General features: G+C 60.1%; 18 protein-coding genes and 4 pseudogenes. 7 read left to right on the top strand and 15 right to left on the bottom strand.

Annotated features, from left to right (window positions below; all coding sequences use genetic code 11):
• Positions 1 to 107 precede the first annotated feature (107 nt).
• The gene (locus tag JL39_RS21460) at positions 108 to 488 is read right to left on the bottom strand and encodes a transcriptional regulator (protein WP_037155623.1); all 381 of its coding nucleotides are present in this window, start codon (positions 486 to 488) and stop codon (positions 108 to 110) included.
• Complete coding sequence (locus tag JL39_RS21455) at positions 478 to 801, bottom strand: type II toxin-antitoxin system HigB family toxin (RefSeq protein ID WP_037155621.1); 324 nt, start codon at positions 799 to 801, stop codon at positions 478 to 480. The genes JL39_RS21460 and JL39_RS21455 overlap by 11 nt, the downstream gene beginning before the upstream one ends.
• An 89-nt stretch (positions 802 to 890) precedes the next feature.
• Between JL39_RS21455 and JL39_RS32600 the strand changes: the two are divergent.
• Together JL39_RS32600 and JL39_RS31170 are read left to right on the top strand one after the other, a co-directional pair.
• Positions 891 to 1,085 (top strand): annotated as a pseudogene (locus tag JL39_RS32600) (hypothetical protein); the annotation flags it as partial.
• Positions 1,086 to 1,141: 56 nt separating this feature from the next.
• Positions 1,142 to 1,615, top strand: a complete 474-nt coding sequence (locus JL39_RS31170; RefSeq protein WP_161784787.1) for an ATP-binding domain-containing protein — start codon at positions 1,142 to 1,144, stop codon at positions 1,613 to 1,615.
• A gap of 173 nt (positions 1,616 to 1,788) precedes the next feature.
• On the opposite strand, the gene JL39_RS21445 is transcribed toward JL39_RS31170, so the two are convergent.
• The gene (locus tag JL39_RS21445; protein ID WP_037155680.1) at positions 1,789 to 2,886 is read right to left on the bottom strand and encodes a Fic family protein; all 1,098 of its coding nucleotides are present in this window, start codon (positions 2,884 to 2,886) and stop codon (positions 1,789 to 1,791) included.
• Positions 2,887 to 3,098: 212 nt separating this feature from the next.
• On the opposite strand from JL39_RS21445, the pseudogene JL39_RS21440 reads away from it, so the two are divergent.
• From JL39_RS21440 to JL39_RS21425, 4 genes and pseudogenes are all read left to right on the top strand, one after another.
• A pseudogene (locus JL39_RS21440) lies at positions 3,099 to 3,825 on the top strand (ISAs1 family transposase); the annotation flags it as partial.
• 566 nt (positions 3,826 to 4,391) lie between these two features.
• On the top strand, positions 4,392 to 5,219 hold the full coding sequence (locus tag JL39_RS21435; protein ID WP_037155677.1) for a hypothetical protein: 828 nt from the start codon (positions 4,392 to 4,394) through the stop codon (positions 5,217 to 5,219).
• Entirely contained in the window at positions 5,216 to 5,857 is a 642-nt protein-coding gene (locus JL39_RS21430) for an RES family NAD+ phosphorylase (protein ID WP_037155616.1), read from the top strand. The genes JL39_RS21435 and JL39_RS21430 overlap by 4 nt, the downstream gene beginning before the upstream one ends.
• A 341-nt stretch (positions 5,858 to 6,198) precedes the next feature.
• Complete coding sequence (locus JL39_RS21425; RefSeq protein ID WP_081952929.1) at positions 6,199 to 7,734, top strand: tannase/feruloyl esterase family alpha/beta hydrolase; 1,536 nt, start codon at positions 6,199 to 6,201, stop codon at positions 7,732 to 7,734.
• A 1,085-nt stretch (positions 7,735 to 8,819) separates the two neighbouring features.
• Here the strand turns inward: JL39_RS21425 and acnA are convergent.
• The 9 genes from acnA to JL39_RS21380 form a co-directional block, all read right to left on the bottom strand.
• A complete protein-coding gene (gene acnA, locus JL39_RS21420) occupies positions 8,820 to 11,432 on the bottom strand; it encodes an aconitate hydratase AcnA (RefSeq protein WP_037155613.1) in 2,613 nt (870 codons plus the stop codon).
• 32 nt (positions 11,433 to 11,464) lie between these two features.
• Entirely contained in the window at positions 11,465 to 12,784 is a 1,320-nt protein-coding gene (locus JL39_RS21415) for an aminotransferase class III-fold pyridoxal phosphate-dependent enzyme (RefSeq protein ID WP_081952928.1), read from the bottom strand.
• Positions 12,785 to 12,947: 163 nt separating this feature from the next.
• Entirely contained in the window at positions 12,948 to 14,387 is a 1,440-nt protein-coding gene (locus JL39_RS21410; RefSeq protein ID WP_037155606.1) for a M20 family metallopeptidase, read from the bottom strand.
• Between the two features lie 18 nt (positions 14,388 to 14,405).
• Positions 14,406 to 15,614 (bottom strand): ornithine--oxo-acid transaminase, encoded by a 1,209-nt coding sequence (rocD, locus tag JL39_RS21405; RefSeq protein WP_152601223.1) that lies wholly within the window; start codon positions 15,612 to 15,614, stop codon positions 14,406 to 14,408.
• 49 nt (positions 15,615 to 15,663) lie between these two features.
• Positions 15,664 to 17,271 carry an ABC transporter ATP-binding protein gene (locus tag JL39_RS21400; RefSeq protein WP_037155600.1) on the bottom strand — a complete coding sequence of 536 codons (1,608 nt, stop codon included), beginning with the start codon at positions 17,269 to 17,271 and terminating at the stop codon, positions 15,664 to 15,666.
• Entirely contained in the window at positions 17,271 to 18,086 is an 816-nt protein-coding gene (locus tag JL39_RS21395) for an ABC transporter permease (RefSeq protein ID WP_081952927.1), read from the bottom strand. Before JL39_RS21395 ends, JL39_RS21400 begins: the two co-directional genes overlap by 1 nt.
• Positions 18,083 to 19,036 carry an ABC transporter permease gene (locus JL39_RS21390; protein WP_037155597.1) on the bottom strand — a complete coding sequence of 318 codons (954 nt, stop codon included), beginning with the start codon at positions 19,034 to 19,036 and terminating at the stop codon, positions 18,083 to 18,085. The genes JL39_RS21395 and JL39_RS21390 overlap by 4 nt, the downstream gene beginning before the upstream one ends.
• Positions 19,037 to 19,039: 3 nt before the next feature.
• Positions 19,040 to 20,608, bottom strand: coding sequence for an ABC transporter substrate-binding protein (locus tag JL39_RS21385; RefSeq protein ID WP_037155594.1), 1,569 nt, complete (start codon positions 20,606 to 20,608; stop codon positions 19,040 to 19,042).
• A 36-nt stretch (positions 20,609 to 20,644) separates the two neighbouring features.
• Positions 20,645 to 21,805, bottom strand: a complete 1,161-nt coding sequence (locus tag JL39_RS21380) for a C45 family peptidase (RefSeq protein WP_037155592.1) — start codon at positions 21,803 to 21,805, stop codon at positions 20,645 to 20,647.
• A gap of 107 nt (positions 21,806 to 21,912) precedes the next feature.
• Between JL39_RS21380 and JL39_RS21375 the strand changes: the two genes are divergently transcribed.
• Entirely contained in the window at positions 21,913 to 22,785 is an 873-nt protein-coding gene (locus JL39_RS21375; RefSeq protein WP_037155589.1) for a GntR family transcriptional regulator, read from the top strand.
• Positions 22,786 to 22,916: 131 nt separating this feature from the next.
• Here the strand turns inward: JL39_RS21375 and JL39_RS21370 are convergent.
• The 3 genes and pseudogenes from JL39_RS21370 to JL39_RS21355 all read right to left on the bottom strand — a co-directional run.
• Positions 22,917 to 23,063 (bottom strand): annotated as a pseudogene (locus JL39_RS21370) (DUF423 domain-containing protein); the annotation flags it as partial.
• 4 nt (positions 23,064 to 23,067) lie between these two features.
• Positions 23,068 to 23,421: pseudogene (locus JL39_RS21365) on the bottom strand (group II truncated hemoglobin); the annotation flags it as partial.
• A 558-nt stretch (positions 23,422 to 23,979) separates the two neighbouring features.
• Positions 23,980 to 24,837: HEPN domain-containing protein (locus JL39_RS21355; RefSeq protein ID WP_037155586.1), on the bottom strand; the 858-nt coding region annotated here is incomplete at its 5' end.

Here is a 24,837-nt window from a genome sequence, read left to right as displayed (position 1 = left end):
CGGAGATGGCTGCATCCTTGGAGGTCGCGACGATCTGCCACTGTTCTCGCTTTGCCTCTTCGCGCGGACGTAGCGCGCGACGCGGGTCATCGGACAGTTCCTTCCGGTCAGGCCGCCTTGTCGTGGAGGGAGGGGCGGATCAGCACCTCGGCCGAAATACCGAGCGTTGCGTGCAATTGCCGGATCATTTCAATCGACAGGCCGCGTCGCCGATTAAGGATTTCCGAGGTGCGGTTGCGGGTGCCGAAGATCGGCTCGAGATCCTTGCGGGTCAGTCCTTGCTGTTCCATCCGAAATTTGATCGCCTCGATCGGGTCAGGCGGGTCCATCGGATGATGCTTAGCTTCATAGACTTCGATGAGGGTTGCCAGAACATCAAGTCGGTCGCCTTCTCGCGTACCGCTTTTTGCACCCCAAAGCCGTTCCACTTCCGCGAGCGCCGCGTCGTAGTCCGCTTCCGTGCGAATGGGCTTCAGGTCAGTCGCCATGCGTCACCTCTGTCACGTCAATCTTGTCATATGCTCTGTGCGTACCGATCCATTTGATCCAGACGATGCTCTTCTCGAAATCGACCGCCACCACGAGCCGGTAGTCATTTCCCTTTATGTTGAACACAATCCGCTCGGCGCTGACGATGCTCGCCGTGGCATACAGCCTCCTCACGTCGGCGGAACTCGCCCAGCTCGCCTTGCTGACTTCATCGAACCAGGCATCGAGCGCAGACTTGACGGCGGGCTGATCTTTCTGCCCTGCAAGGCTGTCAACGAATACCCGCAGGGTGCGCCGAGCGATAATCCTCATGAACTGACCTTTTATCATGATCCCGATACGGGATCAATGATGATGTGAAAAAATCCCAATCTCAATCGGACAAGAAATACCTGCGGTGGGAAATGCAGGCTATCGTGAACCAGGAAGATGCTGCGCCCGCATTGCAATATTTTGCGGCAGTTGTTCATCAGAGAATGTATTGTCGCATGTGTGGTGCAGCCCCGGATACATTCGAAGGGGGAAACCCTGAAATTGCCTATCACGTCATCCGCAACTCCCAGAATATCGCCAAGCACTATTGGTCCGCGGACCTCAGTCTGACCCAGTCTGGGCCTACAATTTTCAGACCCGCAAAGCCGAACGGGTCGAAGTGTTTGACGGCGAGATCGGCTTTGTCCAAAAGCACAACTTCGACAAGAAGTTTACGCCCCGGCTGAAACGCTTCCAAGTCAAGTTTGAAAGGAAGGATCACCTTGCCGTCGGCTATGGCAGCGAACTCTCCGCAAACGGCAGGTTCGAGAGTGTCGAAGACAATCTGGAGCTGGCGTACGCGATTTCCGTCCACAAAGCGCAGGGCTGCGAGTTTAACCATTCCTATGTGGTGGTGCCTCGTTCGAAGGGCCGATCGCCGTCCTCCGAGCTCCTCTATATGGCGCTCACGCGCGCTCGGCAGCCCTGCACCTTGCTTGTGCAGGGCGATGTCTCGACGCTTTTGTCGGCGCGGCGGCCGGAGAATGCTCAGACCGGGCTGATTTGCGTCAGTGCACTAGTATTGGGAGCACTGGGGGATGACGTCTTCAGATTCTTACCAAGAGCACCGGGCGAGAAAGATCGCATGGTATGACAAGCACTTTCCGGGCCGCATGATCGAGACCTTCGAAGGGCCGCAGCTTAGCCAGGACGCCGCAGGCAACATCGCCAAGCACTTCGCCGCATGAACACCGCACGGTTCCCCTACTGAACTTTGCAAGAAAATCTTTGCGCGCGCGGTCCCTGGGGAGCACAACTGCCGCCTGGTTAGGCGTCTGAGTGATCGCGTTCCGACAGCAGTGCCAGCAGAGCGGGATTGATGTAGAGGTTCTCGCGCCCGACCTTTACTTCTTCCAGCAACCCTTCGGAAACCATCGCCTTGAGGTAGACTGCCGCTGTCTGTCGTTTGGCGACACCAGAGCCCACGAGATCGCCGATCCGGCAATAGGGGTTGACGAAGATCAGTTCGGCCAGTTCACGGGAATAGACCTTGGGCAGGTTCTGACGCATCCGCGCGGCGGTCTGTTCCAGCAGGTCGCGGATCGCGTGGATCCGCGCTGTCGTCCATCGGGCCGTCGCCCTGACGGCCTCCAGCATGAACAGCAGCCATTGCTCCCAGGCCCCCTGCGTGGTGACCTCCAGCAGATACCTGTAGTAGACCGCCTTGTTCTGGATGATGTGCCGGCTGAGATACAGCACCGGGATGTCCAGCAACCCCTTGTCCACCAGATAGAGCAGGTTCAGCACTCTTCCCGTGCGGCCATTGCCGTCGATGAAGGGATGGATAGCCTCGAACTGATAATGCATTATCGCGAGTCGGATCAGCGGGTCGGTATCCTCTGCCTCGTGGATATAACGTTCCCAGTTCGCAAGCTTGGCGCGCAGCAGGTCTTCACCTTCAGGCGGGGTGTAGATCACGGCCCCGGTGGCATCGTTCATCAACGCGGTGCCGGGCGTGTTGCGGATGTCGAGTTCGACACCCTTGATGGTTCTGCAGACCTCGACGGCGATGGTCGTCGAAAGTGGGCGCTGCTGCAGCATTCCGAAACCACGGTTCAAGGCGGTGCGATAGCGCAGCGCCTCCCTGGTCGCCGGGTCCGCCTGACCGCCCGTATCATTGGCGAAGCGGAATAATCGGTCGGTGGTGGTGACGATGTTCTCGATCTCGGAACTCGCTTGGGCTTCGAGCAGCGGGATGGAGTTGATCAGCACCGCCTGGTTGGGGATGATCCGCCCGGAGACCCGCAGCTCCGCCAGAGCGGCCCGTGCCTCGATGCAGGCCTTCAGCACGGGTTTGGTCTCTATGTCCTGTGCCGGCGGCAGGGCAGGGAGGTCGTTGAACGGGCGGTCCGGACGAAAGGTCATGTCGATCACCTACTTTCTGATCGACATGCGGGAATGACCTGTCGACGTCATCGACAGGTCGGGATTACGTGTCGATTTTTGTAAAATTTATCGACATGTTAACTGCTGCGCAAGTGGCACGGCATCGAGCCGCAGGGGAATCGCATTTAGAAAAAAATATGGCGGCTTGAATTGAGATGGATTCTTTAGGGAGCTCTGCTTTGGAGCTTTTTATGGTTTCGCTCATTACGATACTTCACGGGATCACTGATCCTCGGACGGGCAATGCACGGCGTCACGATCTTCTGGAGATATTGACGATAGCGCTTGTGGCGTCGATTTGCGGCTGTGACAGCTGCGTTGATTTCGCCGATTTTGCCGAGGATCGGGAAGCTTTGTTTCGGGAATTTCTGATCCTGGAGAATGGTCTTCCGAGCCATGACACGTTTTCGCGGCTGTTCCGGTTGCTTGACCCATCATCCCTATCGTCGGCGTTCGGGCGCTTTCTGGAGGCGTTGGGAGCGGATGGTGCGGGTATCATCGCCATTGACGGCAAGACGTTGCGCCGCTCTTTCGATCGGGCGGCGGCCAAGAGCCCGCTTCATGTCGTGACAGCCTTCGCTGCCGAGGCGCAACTGGTCCTGGGGCAGGCGGCGTTCGGGGTGGGCGAAAACGCGATCATCGCCGCACGGGCGTTGCTGGAGATGATCGACGTCCGGGGAGCGTTGATCACGGCCGATGCCGTCCATTGCAATCGCGACACCGGCCAGACGGTGCTCGATCGCGGTGCCGACTATCTGTTTTCGCTGAAGAACAACAGGCCGACGACCTTGCGAGACGTCGGGGACTACTTTGCCGACCCCGACGCGGATATCGCCGAAACCCTGACCACGACGTATGCCGATCACGGGCGCATCGAAGTTCGCCGGCACTTGTGTCGTGCATGCGGTGGACTGGCTGTTGGCAGGCAAGGCCGATTGCGATCGTCCCGCCATGCCCGGGCTGTCGACCATCGCAAGAGTCGAGGCCGAGGCCATCGGTCTGGAGGGGCGGGTCGAGTGGTTTTATACTGACGGCTACGGCAGCGCCGCTTGCCTCGAATACAGACCGATCAACGCTCCTTTCAGTCCACGCGTGATGGGCAGGATGCCTTCGAATTAGAAGTTCGCTCTAGCCTCGCCACGGCCTTCGTACCGGTTCGTCCGAAAGTCGGTCGATAGCCTAGGCCCGCGGCCGACGTCAGCACGAGGGGACGACGACCAATCTTGTCACTAAGATGCCCAACGACCGGATTTGCCACTGCGCTATGAGCAGCAGTCGATTTTTGCCTCCGGTCTTCACGCGGGTCAGAGGTGTGCGGATCGAGGGCCAAGGACCGAATTGAACCATCCATTCACGCGCAAAGTGGGTGCCATCGGCTCGACCGCGATCAAAAATGCGCAGATCGGGTTGGAACGGGTCTTGTAGTCGACGTGACGTGATATACGTGATATGGATACGTAACTAAACTATCTCATGTGCAGATCATGACCGAAGCGCTCATTTCCCAATTCCTGATGATCGACGGGGTTGTCCCATCACCAGGTGATCGAAAAGTGCCTCGCACCAGGCGGGCGCTCAGGACTGCGCCTATACGCGGGCCGGACGATCAGACGCTCCACGATGCCTTGGTCAGGGCGTTCCGGCAAAGCGTAGAGCAAGCTGTGCCTTCGGGCCTTCCGAGGGAGGGAGCGGCTGGGATCGAGTTCGACAAGCTGGCTGACGCCTTTGCGGATTTCGTGAGCGGCAGGTCCGTGCTCTTGCAGCTCAAGCCGGATCTGGCCGAAGGCGAGCGGAGCGCCGTCAGAAACTTCCTCGAGACGCTGGTGCGCGTGTCGGAGAACCTGGACGAAAGCCGGTTCGAGGCGACGATCAGCAAGCTTGCCGATCTCATGCTGCCCGATGATTTGTCCGTAGCGAGGGGAGCGCTCGCGGCGGACAATCTGGAACTGCGTGACAGGTTCATTTCGGAAGTCCCGCAACTGACAAGCGCGGAGATCGGCGCCAAGGCAGGCTTGCAGACGAAGAACCCCTATGCGACTGCCGCCCGGTGGAAAAAGAATGGCGAGATCTTCTCCGTCCTTCATCGCGGCACCGAATATTATCCAGCCTTCCAGTTCCGCGACGGCCGACCGCATCCGGCGATCAAGAAGGTGCTGAAGGCGCTGCCCGCGCACCTGTCTGGATGGCAGAAGGCGTTCTGGTTCGTGTCGACCAATGGCTGGCTGGGCGACAAGGCGCCGGTCGACGTGCTCGATAACGCCAAGGCCGTAACCGAAGCGGCCGAGCATGAAAGGCAAGAGGTGGTCGGGTGACATCCCCGCTGCCTCTACCGCCCGATCCGTTTCCAACCGTCAACGCCCAAACGCTCTCAGCCGGAACCGTCCTCCATCGCAATCATTTGTCCGCCTTCCGCTCCGCGCAGTTCAATCCCTGCAAGGGACAGCCGACCCGCTTCGCTCCCTTCCTGGACGCGGCTGGCGGCTGTGTCGCAACGCTTTACGCCGCCACCAGCCGACAAGCGGCCGCTTTCGAAACGATCTTCCACGACATCGATCCTGCCGCGAGGTTCAAGACCGTCCGCTTGAATAATGTGGAAGCCAGGACCGCCAGCACGATATCGCCGAAGCGTGATTTACCCCTTGCTGCGCTTTTTGCCCCCGACCTGAAACTCTGGGGGATCGACCGGGGCCAGATCATCGACACGCCCAAATCGAGCTACGCCCGAACCGTCCTTTGGGCAAAGGCGATCCATAAGGCGCGTCCGGATCTCGACGGGATGATCTGGACCTCCAGGCAGTGCGATCCGGAACGATGTCTCGTTCTGTTCGAAGATCGCATTGGCGAGGATGATTTCGAGGTGATCGAGGAGATCGACGTCGGAAAGGACGATGACTTTCTGCTCGAAATGCGCCGCTTCGGGCAGCGCGCCGGCATCACCATCATCGCATAGCTCCAGATCGGACTGATCGCAGTGCCGCGCTCGGCGAACAGGTCCTCGACGTCGCGCAGGTTCAGCGGAGACCGACAAGAGAGCCTACGGCCTGGGCGATAATTTCGTCTGGAAAACGATGGCGTCGGTAACGAGTGGGTGCTCTTCGATCATGTCATCGAATAGCACTTGGCACAGCAAAATCCGTCAAGGCGACGCCGCCTTGACGCGGCACTGTCTAGGGCAGGCCTGGGCGCTGAAACCAACGTCCTCGCAAGCTTGCAGTTGTCGATTGACAGGAAGCCTGAGATTCGTTCCATTTGTTGTGGGAGAGTGGAGAAGGCAATAGGGAGGAGATAGGCATGAGAACGCTGCTATCTGCAACGGCTTCAGCGCTTTTATTGATGGTGCAACTCGCATACGGGGCGTCCGACCAATCGGCCGGTGCGACGTGCAAAGCCGCAAGAGCCCTCGAGTTGCCGGGGTTTGACGTGAAAGTTGCCGGCACAGACTACGTCAGCGGCAAGGGACCGTCCTATTGTTTGGTGAACGGCTCCTTTGAGCATCGAACGGGAGCCGACGGAAAACCGTACGCTATCGGTTTTTCGATCGCCTTGCCGGATGATTGGTCAGGGCGGTTCCTCGTTCAAGGAGGAGGGGGACTAAACGGTGTGGTGAAGCCGCCCATCGGGGATGTCGCGGCCGGGGCGAACACCGCACTTGCTCGGGGCTTTGCCGTTATTTCGCATGACAGCGGCCATCGAGGAGAGGTGTGGGATGGCTCGTTCAAGGCTGACCAGATTGCGACGCTGAACTTTGCCGGATGGTCGGTCGAAAAGGTTACCGTTCTGGGAAAGGCGATTGTTTCAAACTACTACGGGACAAGCGCGCACCATTCTTATTTTGCCGGCTGCTCAACGGGCGGGAGAGAGGCGATGACCTCCGCGCAGCGCTTCCCCTTGCTGTTTGACGGTATCATTGCCGGGGCCCCCGCCATACGCACCGGACGTTCGAATATGTCCTTGGCCCAAAAGAATGTGGCGATGAACCGGATTTCGCCAGTAGGAACGGATGGGGTGCCTGATCGTTCTGCCGCCTTCAGCGATGCTGATCGGAAGCTCGTTCTAAGCGGAATTTTAAATGCCTGCGATAAGCTGGATGGGATCGAAGACGGCATGATCGCAAATGCCTCTGCCTGCAAATTCGATCCTTCGAGCCTGATATGCGCAAGCGGTACATCAAAGGATTGCCTGAGACCCGAACAGGCCAAGGTCGTTGCCGAGATTTTTTCTCCGACCCTCGACGCGTCAGGGCGAACGGCCTACCCCGCATTTCCCTACGATAGCGGGATTATGAGCACGACTGACGCCATTCCCGGCCTCATGCGCTTCGACGACAAGCGCAACCGCCAATTCGCCAATCATGCCCTCACATTTGATGTCGACGACGCTATTGAGAAGGTGGATGTCGACGATCCGCAGCAACGGCTGATCAATGTAGACCAATGGACCGATCTCAGTTCCTTTGCCTCAAAGGGGAGTAAAATCATCTTCTTCCATGGGATGAGCGATCCATGGTTTTCCGCCAATGACACCATCGACTTCTTCAATCGAATGAAAAAGGCAACGAAGACCAACATACCTGCCGATGATTGGGCAAGGCTCTATCTGGTTCCAGGCATGTCGCATTGCCGGGGAGGTCCAGGCGGGCTCGAAAAGTTCGACATGCTGACGAAACTCGTTGATTGGGTGGAAAATGGAAAGGCTCCACAAAGCGTGGACGCAGGAGGAGCCGCACCTGCCGATCGAACAAGGCCGCTTTGCCCATATCCTTCATATGCGCATTACAAAGGCGAGGGCGACGCGAACAATGCAGCGAGCTTCGAATGCCGCCGATGAGCTGAGGCGCCGCATATGAGTTTGCCACCTTCCGACTAATGCCGTTTATCGCCCCGCGCACGATAACTGCAGCTTCCTGCACCCCCAGCATAGGGGGGCCTCCCGCCATGCCGCCTGAATGGATATTTACAGTTGCCAAATTGAGTGAAAAGGAGTTGGCTGGAGCCCAGCTCTGTATCGATGATCGTTTTCGCTTCGATGACAGGGCGCTTAAACTCTGCCTGGTCACGCGTCTCAGGGTGCCGACCGAGTGACCGAGACTCGACGAATTTTGAAAGCAACCCTCAATCGTTCCACTACATGGAGGAGGTCATCTTCGCCGGCGGTGGTCACTGTCGCCTTTCCAGTCATATTTGCCCCTGCGCCCCAGAAAATTGTTAATCGCCTTACCTCTCATAATCCTGTGAAGGAAGGCATTATACGATCATGAACGAGACGATAAACCTGACGGCGGGTGATGCCGAGATATGCAGCGATCGCATCGGCACCCATCAATAAGTCGTCTTGTAGACCTTCGGTTCCGTCAAGGTTATCGAGCATTGGGAGGCGCGTTCGGTATAGGGATGGCAGAGGCCATATGGCTGTCATGATTGGCCAGGGGCCGAGTGATGTGGGTTAGCTCTTAGATGGTTGTTGTTGTCTGCCCTCTAGTGCCTCCGGATAGTTGAGCCTGAGACTGAGGGTTGGAGCAAAGCTCTGAGGGGGCGCAGGGGTCGCGGCAGATGACGGCAAGGCGCACTGCCTGTTCGCAGTGAGCGGCGTCGCTAGACATGAACTTTCCTTTCTTGAGAGTTCAGCAGCTCCCCGCCGGAACCGGTGAAGAAAATGCGTTATTACCATTCTTGCGAATATGGTAATGGAAATCCTGATCTGGATGCGAATATCGGCCTGGGCGACCGGGAACTTCCGTTCCGGACGGTGGAACGAGACAGGGACGATCAAACTCCGGTTCGGATCGACTTTCGAAAGAGAGGCAGCCTGGAGGCTCGCGATCCGTCCCCATTGCTGAGGCGAGGGCGATCACCCTCATCCCTGCACCTCGTCTGTCATCGAAGAATGGAAGTCATCGAGACATGCTCATTGGGTCACCTGGACTGCGGCACTTCTGCGTGACACCGCTTGAGGATAAGCGAAAGGATGCCGCCGGCGCGCAAGATCTCAATTTCGGCATTTGTTTCAATCGCCGCGGATGTGTTGAACGTCATCGATGGCTCGTTGGCTCTTTTGACCGTGACCGGTATCTCGCAGCGCGGGGAGACCATGTCGATATCGGCGTGGATTGCCAGGAGATCGTTCGCACGAAGTTCGAGCGTCTGCGGCTTCACATTGGGTGGAAAACGCAGCGGCAGGATGCCCATGCCGATCAGGTTCGAGCGGTGTATGCGCTCGAAGCTTGATGCAAGGACGGCCCGCACGCCAAGAAGTGCCACGCCCTTGGCCGCCCAGTCGCGGGACGAGCCCATCCCGTATCGCTCTCCCGCCACAAGCACGACGGACTTTCCCTCAGCCTTGTAGCGCTGCGCCGCATCCCATAGCGGGAGGACCTTCTCCGACCCGGCATAAACAGTGGAGCCTGGCGCAATGCCTGTTGCCAGAAGGTTACCCACTGTCTTGTTGGTGAAGAGGCCGCGAACCATGACTTCCCAGTTTCCGCGGCGAGATGAAAAGACGTTGAGGTTCTTCGGGTCTTCGCCGCGTTCGATGAGATGCCGCCCTGCCGCGCCGTTTGCCGGGATGGCACCGGCTGGAGAAATATGATCAGTGGTGATGTCGTCGCCGAGAACGAGGATCGGATGCGCTTCATAGGTGCCGAGCCGTATTCCTTCGCCGAAGCTTGCGAATGGAGGGCGCCGGATATAGGTGGAGCCTTCATCCCAAGGAAACAGTGTCGTTCCAGGTGCGGGAAGCTCTTTCCAGGTCCTGCTCGCCTCAGCGGCATCATAGGCGAGCGAAAAATCATTCGCGTCAGACGCGGCCAAAAGAGTTGCGTCGATTTCGCAAGCATCTGGCCAGAGCATCGACAGCGTGACCGCCGTTCCATCGGCGGAAGTTCCGATCGGATCCCGCAGAATGTCGAGCGCGACGGTTCCGGCGAGCGCGAAGGCGACGACCATAGGCGGCGAGGCGAGGAAGGCGGCCTCCAACTGCGGATGCACCCGGCCTGGAAAGTTCCGGTTCCCGGACAGAACCGCCACCGGCAGTATGCCGCGTTCGGTCATGGCCTCGGCAATAGGCTCGGTCAGAGATCCGGAGTTGCCGATACAGGATGTGCAGCCATATCCAACGATGCCGAAGCCAAGGGCTTCTAAGTCTTCCAACAGGCCGGCGCGGGCGAGATACCGCTCGGCGGTCGGGGATCCGGGCGCAAGGGACGTCTTCACCCAAGGCGCTGGCCGGAGCCCCCAGGCGCGTGCCTTGCGGGCGAGGAGACCTGCCGCCACGAGAAGCCGCGGATCGGAGGTGTTCGTGCAGCTGGTGATCGCAGCGATTGCAACGGCGCCGTCATTGGGTGCGCCCTGTTTGGTTGATTTGTCGCAACGCTTCTTCATTCCGCGAATGGCCAAACGCGTCTCGCTGACCGCGATCCTGTCCTGGGGGCGGCGTGGGCCTGTAAGGCTCGGCTCGACACTGCCGAGGTCCAGAGCGAGCGTCGAGGTGTAGCAAGGATCGGTGGAGGGATCGAACCAAAGACCAGCCCGTTTCGCATAACGTTCGACAAACCGTGCGTGACCCTCACCGCGGCCAGTTCTCAGCAGGTAGTCGATCGATTGGCGATCGATCGGAAAATAGCCGCTGTTGGCCCCGAATTCAGGCGCCATGTTGGCGACGACGGCTCGATCGCCGGCTGTCAGGTTGGAGACGCCGGGGCCATGGAACTCCACGAACTTGTCCTGAAGGTCGATCTGGCGCAAGAGATGCGTGACGAGGAGCGCCAGATCGGTGGCAAGAACACCTTTCTTCAACGCACCCGTCAGGCGGACGCCGACAACATCAGGCACCCGCAACGTGACCGGCATCCCAAAAAAGACGCTTTCGGCCTCAAGCCCACCCACACCCCAGGCTAACACTCCGATCCCGTTGATCATCGGCGTATGGCTGTCGGTGCCAATGAGCGTGTCGGGAATGGCCCAGAGCCGACCGCCTTGCCGTTGCGATGTCGCGATCGTGGCAAGGCGTTCGAGATTGAGCGTATGCATGATCCCGGTCCCAGGGGGATGGACCCGGAAGCCGGTGAGCGTATTCGTTCCCCATTTCATGAAGCTGTAGCGCTCGGCATTGCGCTCGTATTCGCGCTTCATGTTGTGTTTGAGTGCAAAAGGCTCGCCAAAAGCGTCGACCGCGACCGAATGATCGGTAGACACGTCGACCGGCACGACCGGATTGAGCTGTGCCGGATCGCCGCCTGCTTCCGTCAGGCAAGATCGCATGCCGGCAATGTCGACCAGAGCCGGGCCACAGGTCGTGTCGTGCATCAGGACGCGGTTCGGCAGAAATGGGATCTCGTGATCGCTGGTGCCCGTCTTTAGCCAACCTATCATGGCCGCCTTGGCGCGCGCAGCGTTGCCTCCAGCCGTCCTCAGCACGTTCTCCAGCAAGATTCTATGGATATAGGGCATGCGCACAAGCGCCTCGCCGACGACCGCCGGCACGTCGATGAAGTCAAAACTTACGCCGTCAATTTCGATGGTTGCGTGCATGCCTTCGGTTCAGCCTCTCGCCGTTTTCCGCGCTACAGCGTCTTCAACCCGGCGGCAATCGCCGAGAACACGGTGGCGATTTCCGCTTCTGAAATAACCAAAGGGGGAGACAGCACGATCGTGTTCGCAACGGGGCGTATTAGGACGCCGCGCTCAAAGCAGAAGTCATGTACTTTCTTGGCCATCGCCTTGCCGCTTGCGACCTCCTCACCGAGCTCGATGCCTGCAAGCAGGCCAATATTGCGGATGTCGACCACTGCGGGCAGGCCCTTGAGCGCATGCGCGTGCTCCTCCCAGACCGGTTCAATTAACGCTGCGTGCTCGAACAGGCCTTCATCGACGTAGACATCGAGCGCTGCAAGCGCCGCCGCCGAAGCCAGCGGATGACCGGAATAGGTATAACCGTGGGAAAATTCCACGGTCCCTTGCGGCGCCGTTTCCATGAGCTTCTGGTAGATATCGTTTGAACTGATCACCCCGCCCATGGGGACCGCTCCGTTCGTCATGCCCTTGGCGATGGCGATGAGGTCGGGTGTGATGGCGAAACGATCAGCCGCGAATGGCCGCCCCAGCCGGCCGAAACCAGTGACGACCTCATCGAAAATCAGCAAAATACCGTAACGCGTGCAGATTTCCCTCAGCCGTTCGAGATAGCCGAGCGGCGGGACCAGAACCCCGGTCGAGCCGGCGACCGGTTCGACAATGACCGCCGCGACCGTCGACGGATCGTAGGTCTGCAGCATCTGTTCGAGCGTGTCGGCGATCTCCGCGCCGTGGCTCGGCTGACCGCGGCTGAAGGCATTGCGGGCAAGGTCGTGTGTATGTGGCATGTGGGCGGCTCCCGGCAGGAGCATGCCGAACTGTTTCTTGTGCGCTCCCATGCCGGCCGCGGAAAGTCCCCCGAAACCGACGCCGTGATAGCCACGCTGACGGCCGATGATCCGCTGCCTTTGTCCCTCGCCGCGCGCATGGTGATAGGCAAGTGCAAGCTTGAGCGCGGTATCGGTCGCCTCCGACCCGGAATTGGTGAAGAAGACGTGGTCGAGCCCCTCGGGCGCGACGGATGTCAGCCGACTGGCATATTCGAAGGCGAGCGGATGGCCGAGGCCGAAGGAGGACGCGAAATCGAGCTGTGCTGCCTGTTTCTGAATAGCCTCGACGATCTTCGGGTGCCCATGCCCGGCATTCACGCACCACAGGCCGGCGATGGCATCCAGCACCCGGTGGCCGTTGCTCATCTGGTAATACATGCCCGACGCGCCGGTGATGATCTGCGGCTTCTTCTTGAAATCCCGGTTCGCCGTGAACGGCATCCAAAAGGCTTCGAGCGAATTGGCATTCAGCTGCTGCATGGGCATGGCTTTCATTCTTGGATCAGGTGACGTCGCTCTTCTGGAGAGCTTTTGCGATCGCGGCCCCAACAACGTGCGGCCAGCGATCCTTGCCAAAATACCGTCCGAGGCGCGCATTGGCGTCGCAGGCGAGGTTGTCGCCGCTCGCAGGGATCTGGTTTCGTCATTGCGAAGCATCCGGTGTGTCGGGCTCCGGCCGGGTAGGCGGCATGACCTCATCGGGAATGGGATTAACGAAGGGATTGTCGTCGAGGCGGTCTTTGTGGTCGGCCTTGGCCGCTTCGATGAGTGCGGGATTGCAGACGAGCTCGATCGCCGTGCCAGCCATGATTTTTGCCGCGTGCGCCATGCCCTTGTGGGCTGCGGGCAGCTTGCCCTGCGCGACGAGTTGCCAGGAATGGCCGGGGGTGCCGATCGCGTAGGTCGCGCCGCGCATCTGCACGGTTGGGACCACCCAGCTGACGCTGCCGACATCGGTCGACCCGACCATCGATCCGTCGCCCGCATAAAGCGGCACGATCAGATCGCAGAGCGGTTCGTCCTTGCCGGGTTTGAGGTCGAAGCGAGCATAAGACGAGGCGATATCGTCCGGCGTGAATGTCGCCTGGAACGTTCGCGCGGTTGCCTTGTCGGTTTCGTCGAAAACGACAGGTCCCAGGCGCTCCAGCTGAGCATGCATGCATTTTTCCAGAGGCTGGTTGCCAATCAGGTTGGCGTCCCCCGATATGATCTCGTGTCGCATGGTCGTTTCGGTCATCCATGCCGCCCCCTCGGCCACGCGCTTGACGCGCGCTACAAGCGAAAGAAGTTCTGGCAACGTCCTTGCTCTGACGAGATACCGCACCGTCGCGTTGGCCTGCACAACGTTCGGCGCAGATCCGCCGGTATCGGTGATCGCGTAATGGATACGAGCGCTTGTGGGCATGTGCTCACGCAGAAAATTAACCCCGACATTCATCAGTTCGACCGCGTCGAGCGCGCTGCGCCCGAGATGCGGCGTCGCGGCGGCGTGCGAAGCCCGGCCGGAGAAGTGGAAGTTCATTTCGCTGCAGGCAAGCGAGATCGGATTGTTGACGCCGCTAAAGGCTGCCGGGTGCCAGGAAATGGCGATATCGACATCGTCGAATACACCGGCACGCACCATGAAGCCCTTCGACGACCCGCCTTCCTCCGCCGGGCAGCCGTAATAGCGGACACGTCCCTTCAGACCGTTGGCGGCGAGATAGTCCTTCACGGCGGCGGCCGCGAGCATCGAACCGGCGCCGAGAAGATTGTGGCCGCAGCCGTGCCCGTGTCCGCCGCTCACCAGTGGCCGCTTTTCGGCAACGCCGGCTTCTTGGCTGAGACCGGGCAGCGCGTCGTATTCGCCGAGAATGGCGATGACTGGGCCGCCTTCGCCAGCCTCTCCCATGACGGCAGTCGGAATGCCCGCGACATTGAGCTCGATCCTGAACCCTTCCGCCTCCAGAAGTCGCCGATGTTCGCGAGAGGAGCGGAACTCCTCGTAGTTGATCTCCGGCGTTTCCCAGACGCGGTCGCTGAGCTCGAAAAAGGCGGGGCTCTTTTCGTCGACAATCGTCCAGATGGATTGGGAATTTCGCATTGCGTCCTCGTTGCCTGATCAGTTCATGCCGCTTAGAACCGGCGTCAGCCGCTCCAGCGCCCAGTCGATCTGCTCCCGCTCGATGACCAGCGGCGGCGCAAGACGGATGGTGTGGTCATGGGTCTCCTTGGCAAGGATGCCCGACCGGCGGAGCGCCTCGCAGTAACGGCGGGCGCCGCCAGCTTGCGGATGCAGTTCGACGGCGAGCATCAGGCCGCGCCCACGCACGTCCCGGATGATGTTGCTGCGGATGTCCTTCAGTCCCTGGAGAAAGTAGTCGCCCTGAACGGCGGCGTTCTCGATCATGCCTTCCCCGGTGAGCACCTTCAACGCCGCCCGAGCGACCGCACAGGCCAGCGGGTTGCCGCCGAAGGTCGAGCCGTGCTGGCCCGGTTTTAAGGTGCCCAGCACCTCGTTGTTGGAAAGCACGGCGGAGACCGGGTAAAAGCCGCCCGACAAGGCCTTGCCGACGAGCGTCACGTCCGCCTCGACTGCCTCGTGCTCCTCGGCAAGCAGCTTGCCGGTGCGCCCGAGGCCGGTCTGGATCTCGTCGAGGATCAGCATGACATTGTTGGCCGTGCAGATCTCGCGGACCTTCGTGAAGTAACCGGCGGGCGGGATCAGCACACCGGCCTCGCCCTGGATCGGCTCGACCAGGAAGGCGACCGTATTTGTGCTGATCGCCTGTTCGAATGCTTCGATATCGCCGAACGGCACGACCCGGAAACCGGGCAGGAACGGGCCGAAGCTCTCGCGCGCGGTCTCGTCCGTGCTGAAGCTGATGATGCCGAGCGTCCGGCCGTGGAAATTGTTGGCGCAGACGACGATCTCCGCGCGGTCCTCCGCGATGCCCTTGACCTCGTATCCCCACTTGCGCACCGATTTGATGGCGGTCTCGACCGCCTCCGCGCCGCTGTTCATCGGCAGCACCCGATGCGACTTCGTCAGCGCGGCAAGTTCCTCGTAAAACAGCGCAAGCTGATCGTTGCGAAAGGCGCGTGAGGTCAGCGTCAGCTTGCCGGCCTGCTCGATCAGGGCGGCCAGTATCTTCGGATGGCAATGGCCCTGGTTGACGGCGGAATAGGCCGACAGGCAGTCAAGATAGCGGTTTCCGTCGGTATCCCAGACATGGACGCCGGCGCCGCGCGACAGGACCACGTCGAGCGGCTTGTAGTTGTTGGCACCCAACCGGGCTTCGATAGCGATCAAGTCTTCCGTTAACATGATGGATTTCTCCTGCCTCCGGGAGGCCATTTTTCACCGACTTCTCGTCTGGTTAGGCCGCGATCTTAAGGGTCGGCGTCGCCTCGAGCAGGGCTTGCGTATAGGGATGTTGCGGGTGATCCAGGATCCGGTCGACACTGCCTTCCTCGACGATCAGGCCCTGCTGCATGACGACGATCCGATCGGCCACGCGGGAGACGGCGCCAAGATCGTGTGAAATGAACAGGCAGGCGAAGCCATGGTTCTCCTGCAGCCTGCGGAAGAGATCGAGGACCTGCTTCTGGATCGTCATGTCCAGCGCCGAAACCGGCTCGTCGGCAACGACGAAGGCCGGATTGCGGATCACCGCCCGAGCGATTGCGACGCGTTGTCTTTGCCCGCCGGAAAGTGCATGCGGGAAACGCTCGCCAAGCCCGGCAAGTCCCACCTCGTCGAGCATGGCGCCAACCCTTTCCGCCTTCTCCGCCCGGCTGAGTTTCGGGCCATGTGCCAGCGGCTCGCCGATGATGTCGGAGATCTTCTGACGCGGGTCGAGGGAGGAGTAGGGGTCTTGGAAAACGAGCTGGCATTGCAGGCGATAATCACGCCGTGTCGCGCGATCGGTGGATGCCATCGGGCGCCCGCGGAAAAACACGTCCCCGTCGGAAAGCGGCAGCAGGCCGAGCATTGCCCGGCCGAGCGTCGTCTTGCCGAAACCCGAGCCGCCGACGACCGCCACGACTTCGCCTGGGCGAACGCCGAGCGAGACGCCGCGCACGGCAAGCTTCCTTTCCGCCGTGCTGAACATGTTGCCGGCACCCGAGAAGGTGACCTCGATATTGCGCGCCTCAATCAGCGTTGCCCCATCGGCAGGCGGCTTTCGTCCGTGGTCGCGCTTCGGAAGCGCGTCGATCAGCGTGCGCGTATATTGTTCCCTTGGATGATGAAGCACCTCTGCCACCGGCCCCGTCTCGATCAGTTTGCCGCGCTCCAGAACGATGACCTTTTTGGCATATTGCGCGACGAGGCCGAGATTGTGGGTGATGAGCAGCACCGCCGTGCCGAAGGTGCGGGTGAGATCCACCATCACTTCCAGAACCTCGCGCTGCGTCAGCGTGTCGAGCGCCGTGGTCGGTTCGTCGGCGATCAGCAGTTTCGGCCTGAGCAACATGACGGATGCGAGCATGATGCGCTGGCGCATGCCGCCGGAAAACTGGTGCGGGAAAGCCGAGAGGCAGGCTGCCGGGTTGGCGATTTTTACCCGTGCGAGCATTTCCGTCGCGCGGGCGAGAGCTTCGTCCAGGGTGAGATGTTCATGCAGCCGCAGGCCCTCGACGAGCTGGGCACCGATCGTCATCGCGGGATTGAGCGAGACCATCGGCTCCTGGAAAACCATGCCGATCCTTGCGCCGCGAACCTGGCGTATCTCGGCATCCGACATGTTCAGGACATTGCGGCCGTCGAACAGGATTTCGCCCGCAACCGGCCTGATTGCCTTGGGAAGCAGCCGCATGGCGGCGCGGGCCGCGACCGTCTTGCCGCTGCCGCTTTCGCCGACCAGCGCCACGATGCTGCCAGCCTCGACATCGAAGGACACGTCGTGCAGAACCGGATGGCCGTTGGATGTCTCGACGCGAAGGTTGCGGACGCTCAGCAAAGGGCGGGAGGTTTCGATATTCATCACCGTTGCTCCATTCTCGGATCGAAGCGGTCGCGCAACGCGTCGCCCAGAAGGTTGATGCCGAGCAAAGTCAGCGAGATGCAGATACCGGGGGCAAGCCCGAGCCATGGGGCCTTTTCGATATAGGTGCGCGCCGCCGACAGCATGTTGCCCCAGGTCGGCGCCGGTGGCGGAACGCCGAGCCCCAGAAAGCTCAACCCGCTTTCCGCCAGCACCACCCACCCGAACATGGAGGTCGCGAGCACCACGATCGGCGCCGTGCAGTTCGGTAGGATATGCTTAAACATCGTGGTGAATTCGCAATTGCCGATGACACGGGAGGCTTCGACATATTCGCGCTCACGGGCTGAAAGAACGCTGGCGCGGACGATACGCAGCACCGACGGGGAATATGCGATGCCGAGAGCAAGGATGATGCCATATTTGTTCGGACCGGAAATCACCATCAGACCAAGCGCCAGCAGGGTGCCGGGAAAGGCGAGCAGTGCGTCGCTGAAGACCATCAGGATGCGATCTGCCAGTCCGCGCGTATATCCGGCGATCAGGCCGGTCAAGGTGCCGACGATGACCGCGAAAGCGACTGTCAAGATGGCGACCGTCATGCTCTGCACCGCACCGGTCATCAGGCGGGAGACGACATCGCGGCCGAATTCGTCGGTGCCGAGCCAGAATTGCGCCGATGGCGGTTTCAGTCTGGAGACGAGCTTGATCGCCGCCGGATCGTAGGGCGTCCAGAACAGCGCAAGCAGCGCCATGCCGCCAATGAAGATCAGCAGGATGGAGCCGATGATCAGGTTTGCGGGTTGTCTGATCATGACGCGGTGACCCGCGGATCGAACAACGGATAGCAAAGGTCCACGATCAGATTGACGATCACGTAGATCAAGGCCGTGAACAGAAGACATCCCTGTACCACCGGATAGTCGCGAGCAAAGATCGCATCGACGAGTAGGCGCCCGAGGCCGGGCAGTGTGAAGACGGTTTCCAGCACCGCGATGCCGCCCAGCAGGCCGCCGAGCACCAAGCCGATCATCGTCCAGGTCGGCGCAAAGGCATTGGGCAGCACGTGGCGCAGCAAGATCTTGCGTTCTGAAAGGCCTTTAGCGCGGGCGTGCATGACATATTCAAGCCGCAGGACTTCGATGGCGCTTGCGCGCATCATGCGGGTCAGCACGCCGACCTCGATCAGCATCAGCGTTACCACCGGGAGGATCACATAGGTGATCGCGGTCCAGGGCTTTTCGGTGAACGGTACGTAGCCGACGACCGGCAGCCATCCGAGCTTCAGCCCGAAGACCAGCAGCAGGACGAGGCCGAGCCAGAAGCTCGGAACAGACATCAGCAATGTCGATAGGGCGACGATCGCGACGTCCACATGCTCGTTTTGCCGCCAGGCTGCAATAAGTCCGGCCGGAACTGCGATCAGGGTTGCGAGTGCAACGGCGACAAGCACGATTGTGGCGCTGACCTGGAAACGGTCGAGCATCAGCGGCAGGACGGCCGCCCCGTTGGAGATGGAGTGCCCGAGATCGCCCCTGAGCATATTGCCGAGCCAATAGACGAACTGCAGCGGCACAGGCTGGTCGAGGCCTAAATTGGCGCGCAGGTTGGCCAGTTCTTCCGGGCTGGCGTTATCGCCGAGGATCAACTGGGCGGGGTCTCCGGGGATCATCCTCACCAGGAAGAACACCATGGCGGCCACGAGCAGGAGTGTCGGAAGCGTCCATAACAGACGCTTCGCGACATATTTCGAAAGGGCGTGCATGGCTTACTTTCCGGCCGCGAAGGAGACGCCCCACATGCGCGGATAACCGACCGGCCAGGTCTGGTAGCCGTCCACATTGGCGCGCACTGCGCCGATGCGGGTGCCGGAATAAAGCGGAATCAACGGCACGTCGGCGCGGATCATGCCTTCCAGCTTGTCGAACAGGACCTGGCGTTTTTCGCTGTCGCTGACGGTCGTGCTTTCTGCGATCAGCTTCAGGCCTTCCGGATTGTCCCAGACCTTGTTGGGGCTCTTGTCCTTGTTGCCGCTGACCATGTCGAAGGAGAGCGACGGATCGAGCCGGGCGGAATAGGTAAACGACATGGCCGAATAGTTGCCGGCCGTATAACGGTCGAGCAGCGTTGCCCAATCGAGCGTTTCGATTTCGATATTGATGCCGGCTTCCTGAGCCATTGCCTGCACGAGTACGGCAGCATCGAAGAGTGAGGGATAGAACTTTGTCGCCAGCCACTTGATCGGCTGGCCCTTGTATCCCGCTTGTGCGAGCAGCGTCTTGGCCGCTTCGAGATCGCGGGCCGGTACGTCCTTCTGCAGCTTGCCGGAATACGGGCTTGGAACCGGAATGACCGAGAGGTTGGCCGGCGCCTGACCGTTGGTCAGCGCTTCGGCGATCTGCGGGAGATCGAGCGAAAGCAGCAGCGCCTTGCGGATCCGGACATCCTTCAGGAGCGGATCTCGCGTCTGGAAAAGAAGCCCGGTAAGGCCCATGCTGGCGACCTTATCGACCTTCAACTCGTCGCTTGCCGAAAACTCTTCCACATCGGCATTGTTGACCTCGCTGATGACGTCGATATCGCCGGAATATAACGCCGCCTTGGCCGCGGCATCATCGGGAATGACCATGAAACGCACGGCGGGGACCTTCGGCGTCTTGTCGCCCACGTAACCGCTTGGCTCGCCGCCGGGGGAGACGTAATTCGGATTGGCGGCAAGCTCGACATATTGGCCGCTGCGCCATTCGTTCAGCATGAACGGGCCGGTGCCGATCGGCTTCACCCACTTGCCCTGCGCATCGAGCGAGCTCTTGTGATAGATGCCGGTGCCGCCACAATCGGTGCGGGCAAGCGTTGTGAGGAAGAGGGCGGTTGGCTTTTCCAGCGTGAAGACGACGGTCGACGCGTCCGGGGCGGTGACGTTTTTAACGTTGGCGACGCCCGAACCCGTCACGTCCTTCAGGCAGCGCCACGCGGTCTTCGGATCGACGTAGCGTTGCCAGGAGGCTAGTACGTCGGCGGAGGTGAGCGGCTCGCCGTTGCTGAATTTCAGGCCGTCGCGCAGCTTGAACGTATAGGTCTTGCCGTCACCAGACACATCGACCGATTTTGCCAGCAGCGGCGCAATCGAGGCGTCGTCCTTATAGCCGACAAGGCCCTCGACCATGTGCAGCACGACCGCATCGCTGTTGGCATCGCGATTGACACCCGGATCGGTCGAACGGATGTCGGCATTGATGCGCACCCGCATCATCTTGTCCTGCGCGATCGCCGTGCCGGTGGTTGCAGCCAGCAGCGCCATGACTGCCGTGGTCTTCAAGAGGGTTTGAAATTTCATTGGAGGCTCCCGTATTCGTTCCCTTGTTGGTTTTGGTTAGGCCGCGTTCGTCTGTGCCCTGCCGGGCTCTTCGATGGGTCTGATCTGCATGTCGAGGCTGTAGTTCCAGAAATGCGCTCCAAGCGCCGGCAGGAGTGCCACTTCCATGTGGCCTTCAGCCGGCACCATGAGGATCATCGCCACCGTGGCGGACTGGTTGTTGGACAACGATTTGCGTGGTGGGCGGCAGACGGACCACGGGCTTTCGAACGTGTCGGAAAGTGCCGCCTTGACCGTGTCGACCGTAACCTTGCCGATATGCGGTTCGATCAGCTGGCGCACCCGCAGATCGCGATAAAGCGAATCCGGCATGTTGACGACGCCCCTGTCGAGCAGCTTCGACAGCGCGACCTGGCTTTGGAAGTGATTTGCATGCACAAGCACGCCGTTTTGCGGATGAATGAGAAAGGTCTCGTCCGGCGCGCATTCGAAATCGATCGCGATCCCATGCGCGTGGCCGATCATCATGTTGTTGGAAGCCGATTTGCGGGTGCCGTAGACGGCCTGCATCGACATCGCCAGATGATCCTGTTCGAGCACCTTGCGGCGGATGATGGCAAGCGGTACGCCAAGTTCACGGTAATCCCGATCGGTCTCCAGATAGTTGCCGCTGATGGAAATGCCGGCGGCGTTGAAGCCGGTGCGCGCAAGGCCGCCGGCCTCGGTAAAGGTGATGATATCCGGACCGTCGTCGCGCTTGATCTTCAGAACGATTGCGGTTTCGGCACATTCCGCCTTCCAGTCCCAGTTCTGGGCGTGGATGAAGGTCTTGTCGCGGCTGGCTTGCGGCATGATGAAGACGCCCGTGCAGCCATCCGACTGAATGAAGTCGGCCTCACCCTTTTGCCGTCTTCGTGCAAGCTTGAGGATTTCCGTCCGTGCGTTGAGAAGAAGGATCGCCGCAAGGTCGATATTGATCGCTCTGGCGATGCCGCGCATCTCTTCGATATACTGGCTGCCGTAATTGTCGACTGCGCCGGCGAAGCGGTCGATCATTGCGGCAAGATCGCCATCCTTCAGGCCTGAGGAATGCAGCTGGACCTTGTAATGTTCGATGCCTTTGAGAATCCGTTCCGCAGCCTGCTCTCCATATTGTTGGCCGCGTTCGAACGGCGTACCGGAAACTTCGATGAGGGGGCAGGGAAGGGGTGAGGTCATGGCGGCTTTTCCAGATGCTGAACGATGGCGAGGGCGGATCCGATTGCCTTCATCAAAAAAGTATTTCATAAAACAAAAACCAAAAATGACGGGAAGGCAAGCGGAAAATGTCGGACGCGAGCACGCCTCTTCAACAGGACCTGATGCGCCGCATCATCGACGTCATCCATGACGACGATCTAAAACCAGGTGCGCGGCTGCGTCAGAACCAGCTTGCCGCCCGGCTTAGCGTTTCCCGCACGCCGGTGCGCATCGCGCTGGAAATGCTGGCGGAGGAGGGTTTCGTGCAGCATGAGCCCAACCGCGGCATGAGGCTTGCGACGATCCCCCCACGCGTCGAAAAACCGGAAACGCCGCCGGAAGATGAAGAACTGCTCGTCGCTATCGCAAGGCTGCGCCGCGAGGGAGGGCTTGCCGAACAATTTGCCGAACTGGAGCTGATGCGGCTGACGGGCTGCGAGCGAACGCCGGTGCGCCATGCGCTGATCAAACTTGAGGGACTGGGCGTCATCGAGCGCCGGCAGGGCTATGGCTGGCAGTTCCTCGATCCGGTTCGCGATGCCCGCGCACGCGCGGAAAGCTATGACTTCCGCCTGCTCATCGAATGCGCAGCCATCATGTCGCCTGAATTTTCGCTTTCCGCGGATTGGATAAAATCCATGCAGTCGCGGCATGAAGCGATGTTGAGCGCGCCCTGGACGGACACGTCGAGCGTCACGCTGTTTGAGATGAATGCGGAGTTTCACCTGGGCATCAGTGCGGCTTCCGGAAATCGCTATATCAAGGAGGCAATGCACCGCCAGAACCAGCTTCGGCGGCTATCAAACTACAACTGGCAGCACGGATCCGATCGCGTTGCAGTGACGTGCCGCGAACACCTGGAAATCCTTGAGCGGCTGGAAAAAGGCGATCAAGACGTGGCTGCGGCTTTGATGCGCAAGCACCTGATGGGTGCGCGGGGCACCGCAAAAGCAAAATGATGCATTTTGGTTTCTAAAATACCGTATTGGCCAGATCGTCGTCGCGGCGCCAGACCTGCGCGCATGGATAGTGACAAGCATCATGTCTGTCGGGGCAAATGCCAACCAAGCCCCTCCATGGTTCCTCCGATTGCGTGCGCCAGGCACATGGTGGAGGCGGAACCCAGAAGCAGCGTGTCGCCGGCGTGGCTTGCTGTCGCCGCCAGGGCGACGCCAATGGCCCCCATCATGCCGCTCACAAAAAGAATCAACGGCCGCAGATTGTCGAGTCTTTCCATCGGCCTATTCCCGGTTCTGCATGTGGAGGGCGAGGCGCTCGACCGGTGGCCAGATAATCTCGCGCAGATTTTCGTTGTCGATCGTCTCGTCCATCGCACGGCGGAAGCAGAGCATCCATTCGTCGCGCTCCTGAGGGCCGATTGCCGCGGCGAAATGGCGGGCGCGCAGCCTTGGATGGCCATGTTTTTCCACATAGACCGGAGGGCCCCCGAGATAACCGGTGAGATAATCGTAAAGCTTCGCCTCGCTGCCTTTAAGGCTCGGCGGATGGATGGCACGGCAACGGGCTGCTTCCGGCAGCGTATCCATCAGTTCATAGAAGCGCTTCACCAGGGCACGCACCGTCGTGTCGCCGCCGGACCGGCTATTCGGAGGTTGGCGATGATTTTCTGTGCAAGGTCATGTGGCACCGATGTCCGCGTGGGGACGTTCTCTTGACGACGAGGTGGGGATCACCGAAATTTCGACGACTTCCGTGGCCTGGCTCTCGAGCATGATGCAACTGAGGCCTTCGCATCCGTGAGAGGCAATTGCGATCAGGCCGCAATTTTTGGTCTGGGTCGTTTCAGGAATTCCGGCTGCCGGAGAAGTATGCGCCCCGGTGACGAAATCGGCTGAGACGTCTGTCCTCATTGCCTGGTGAACTCGCTTTTCCAGGCCGACCACTTCGTTTGAACGGCTTCATTGTGACTGTCGAAGGCGCCGCCCATGCTTTCAGGCGTCAGGCAGGATGAAGTAGCGATCACTGCAGCCATTGTCGCCGGGACATCGGGCGCCTGGGCAGGAGGGAATCGTGATCGGTACCCTTGGCAGCGAGTTCGGATCCGTCGGTTGGTTCAGCGACCTTAGGAGGAGTTAGCAAGCCCTTCGAGCGTGGCAGTTCGGCCTGTGGAGGCAGAGGAGATGGCATTCGGGCTACGGTATTTTCATGAGGCGCTCTTCGCAGCTTATCCGGACGAGCCCCTGAAGCACTTGAATGCGTTCTATCAGCCAGCGAAGTTCTTCTTCCGTGATTTCATAATGCGGCGAATACCTTGCATCGACATAAGCGCGATCGAGCCGCTCGAAAGAACGACGCGCGAATTTGGTATCTCGTGGCCATGCCTCGATCAGGCGCGGGTCGATCCGCTCGGCCGAAGAGCGCAGGAATTTCAGGCGATGCGACTTAGGCGAGTAGAGGATCAGGACAAGCAGGGCGCAGTGATAGAGGCGCTCGGTTGACTGGTGGAGGTCGAAAGCAGCGTCATTCCAATATTGCCTTCGGAGTCCTTCCTTCGCGAGCTCCAGACGCCTCTCGGCGCTCGAATACCATTTTTCAAAATAACCTTGAGCCTCCTTTTGCGCCTCTTCTTCGCTGAGCGGCTTCGGTGCCACGAACGGATGGCCTTCCTTCTCGTAGAGCATGATGCCGTCGCGGATGATGTCGATAAAGAAAGGCCTGCCGCGTGCCAGCTGGTCGTTCACGTCCTGCAGCGTGTGAACGATGATGTTGACCGGCGTCTCGATTTCCTTGGTGATCGTCAATTCGCGCAGGAAATGATCGGACACGTCGTGCCAGAGATCATTGTCTTCCCCGACGCTCTTCAGGTTGACGACAACGAGAATGTCGTAGTCGGAGCGGTAACCGCTCTTGCGATCTTCCACCCAGTCACCGCGGGCGTGCGAACCAAAGAGGATGACCTTCAAGATCCGCTCGGCCCTTTTCTTTTCGGAAAGCTTCGACTGCTGTGCCGCCTCGAATTCCTCGAAGATGATTTTCAAGGCACGCGCCAA

Source organism: Rhizobium sp. YS-1r, assembly GCF_000757525.1.
GTDB lineage: Bacteria > Pseudomonadota > Alphaproteobacteria > Rhizobiales > Rhizobiaceae > Neorhizobium > Neorhizobium petrolearium.
Note: the sequence above shows the minus strand (reverse complement) of the source record. Positions and strands in the feature narration are given on the sequence as shown.

What these genes read in the sequence shown, in the direction of transcription:
- JL39_RS21395 (WP_081952927.1), bottom strand. Translation starts at nt 18,086, where the DNA reads ATGATCAGACAACCCGCAAACCTGATCATCGGCTCCATCCTGCTGATC.
- JL39_RS21445 (WP_037155680.1), bottom strand. Translation starts at nt 2,886, where the DNA reads ATGACCTTTCGTCCGGACCGCCCGTTCAACGACCTCCCTGCCCTGCCG.
- JL39_RS21460 (WP_037155623.1), bottom strand. Translation starts at nt 488, where the DNA reads ATGGCGACTGACCTGAAGCCCATTCGCACGGAAGCGGACTACGACGCG.
- JL39_RS21410 (WP_037155606.1), bottom strand. Translation starts at nt 14,387, where the DNA reads ATGCGAAATTCCCAATCCATCTGGACGATTGTCGACGAAAAGAGCCCC.
- JL39_RS21435 (WP_037155677.1), top strand. Translation starts at nt 4,392, where the DNA reads ATGACCGAAGCGCTCATTTCCCAATTCCTGATGATCGACGGGGTTGTC.
- JL39_RS21455 (WP_037155621.1), bottom strand. Translation starts at nt 801, where the DNA reads ATGAGGATTATCGCTCGGCGCACCCTGCGGGTATTCGTTGACAGCCTT.
- JL39_RS21415 (WP_081952928.1), bottom strand. Translation starts at nt 12,784, where the DNA reads ATGCAGCAGCTGAATGCCAATTCGCTCGAAGCCTTTTGGATGCCGTTC.
- acnA (WP_037155613.1), bottom strand. Translation starts at nt 11,432, where the DNA reads ATGCACGCAACCATCGAAATTGACGGCGTAAGTTTTGACTTCATCGAC.
- JL39_RS21400 (WP_037155600.1), bottom strand. Translation starts at nt 17,271, where the DNA reads ATGAATATCGAAACCTCCCGCCCTTTGCTGAGCGTCCGCAACCTTCGC.
- JL39_RS21425 (WP_081952929.1), top strand. Translation starts at nt 6,199, where the DNA reads ATGAGAACGCTGCTATCTGCAACGGCTTCAGCGCTTTTATTGATGGTG.
- JL39_RS21375 (WP_037155589.1), top strand. Translation starts at nt 21,913, where the DNA reads ATGTCGGACGCGAGCACGCCTCTTCAACAGGACCTGATGCGCCGCATC.
- JL39_RS21390 (WP_037155597.1), bottom strand. Translation starts at nt 19,036, where the DNA reads ATGCACGCCCTTTCGAAATATGTCGCGAAGCGTCTGTTATGGACGCTT.
- JL39_RS21385 (WP_037155594.1), bottom strand. Translation starts at nt 20,608, where the DNA reads ATGAAATTTCAAACCCTCTTGAAGACCACGGCAGTCATGGCGCTGCTG.
- JL39_RS21380 (WP_037155592.1), bottom strand. Translation starts at nt 21,805, where the DNA reads ATGACCTCACCCCTTCCCTGCCCCCTCATCGAAGTTTCCGGTACGCCG.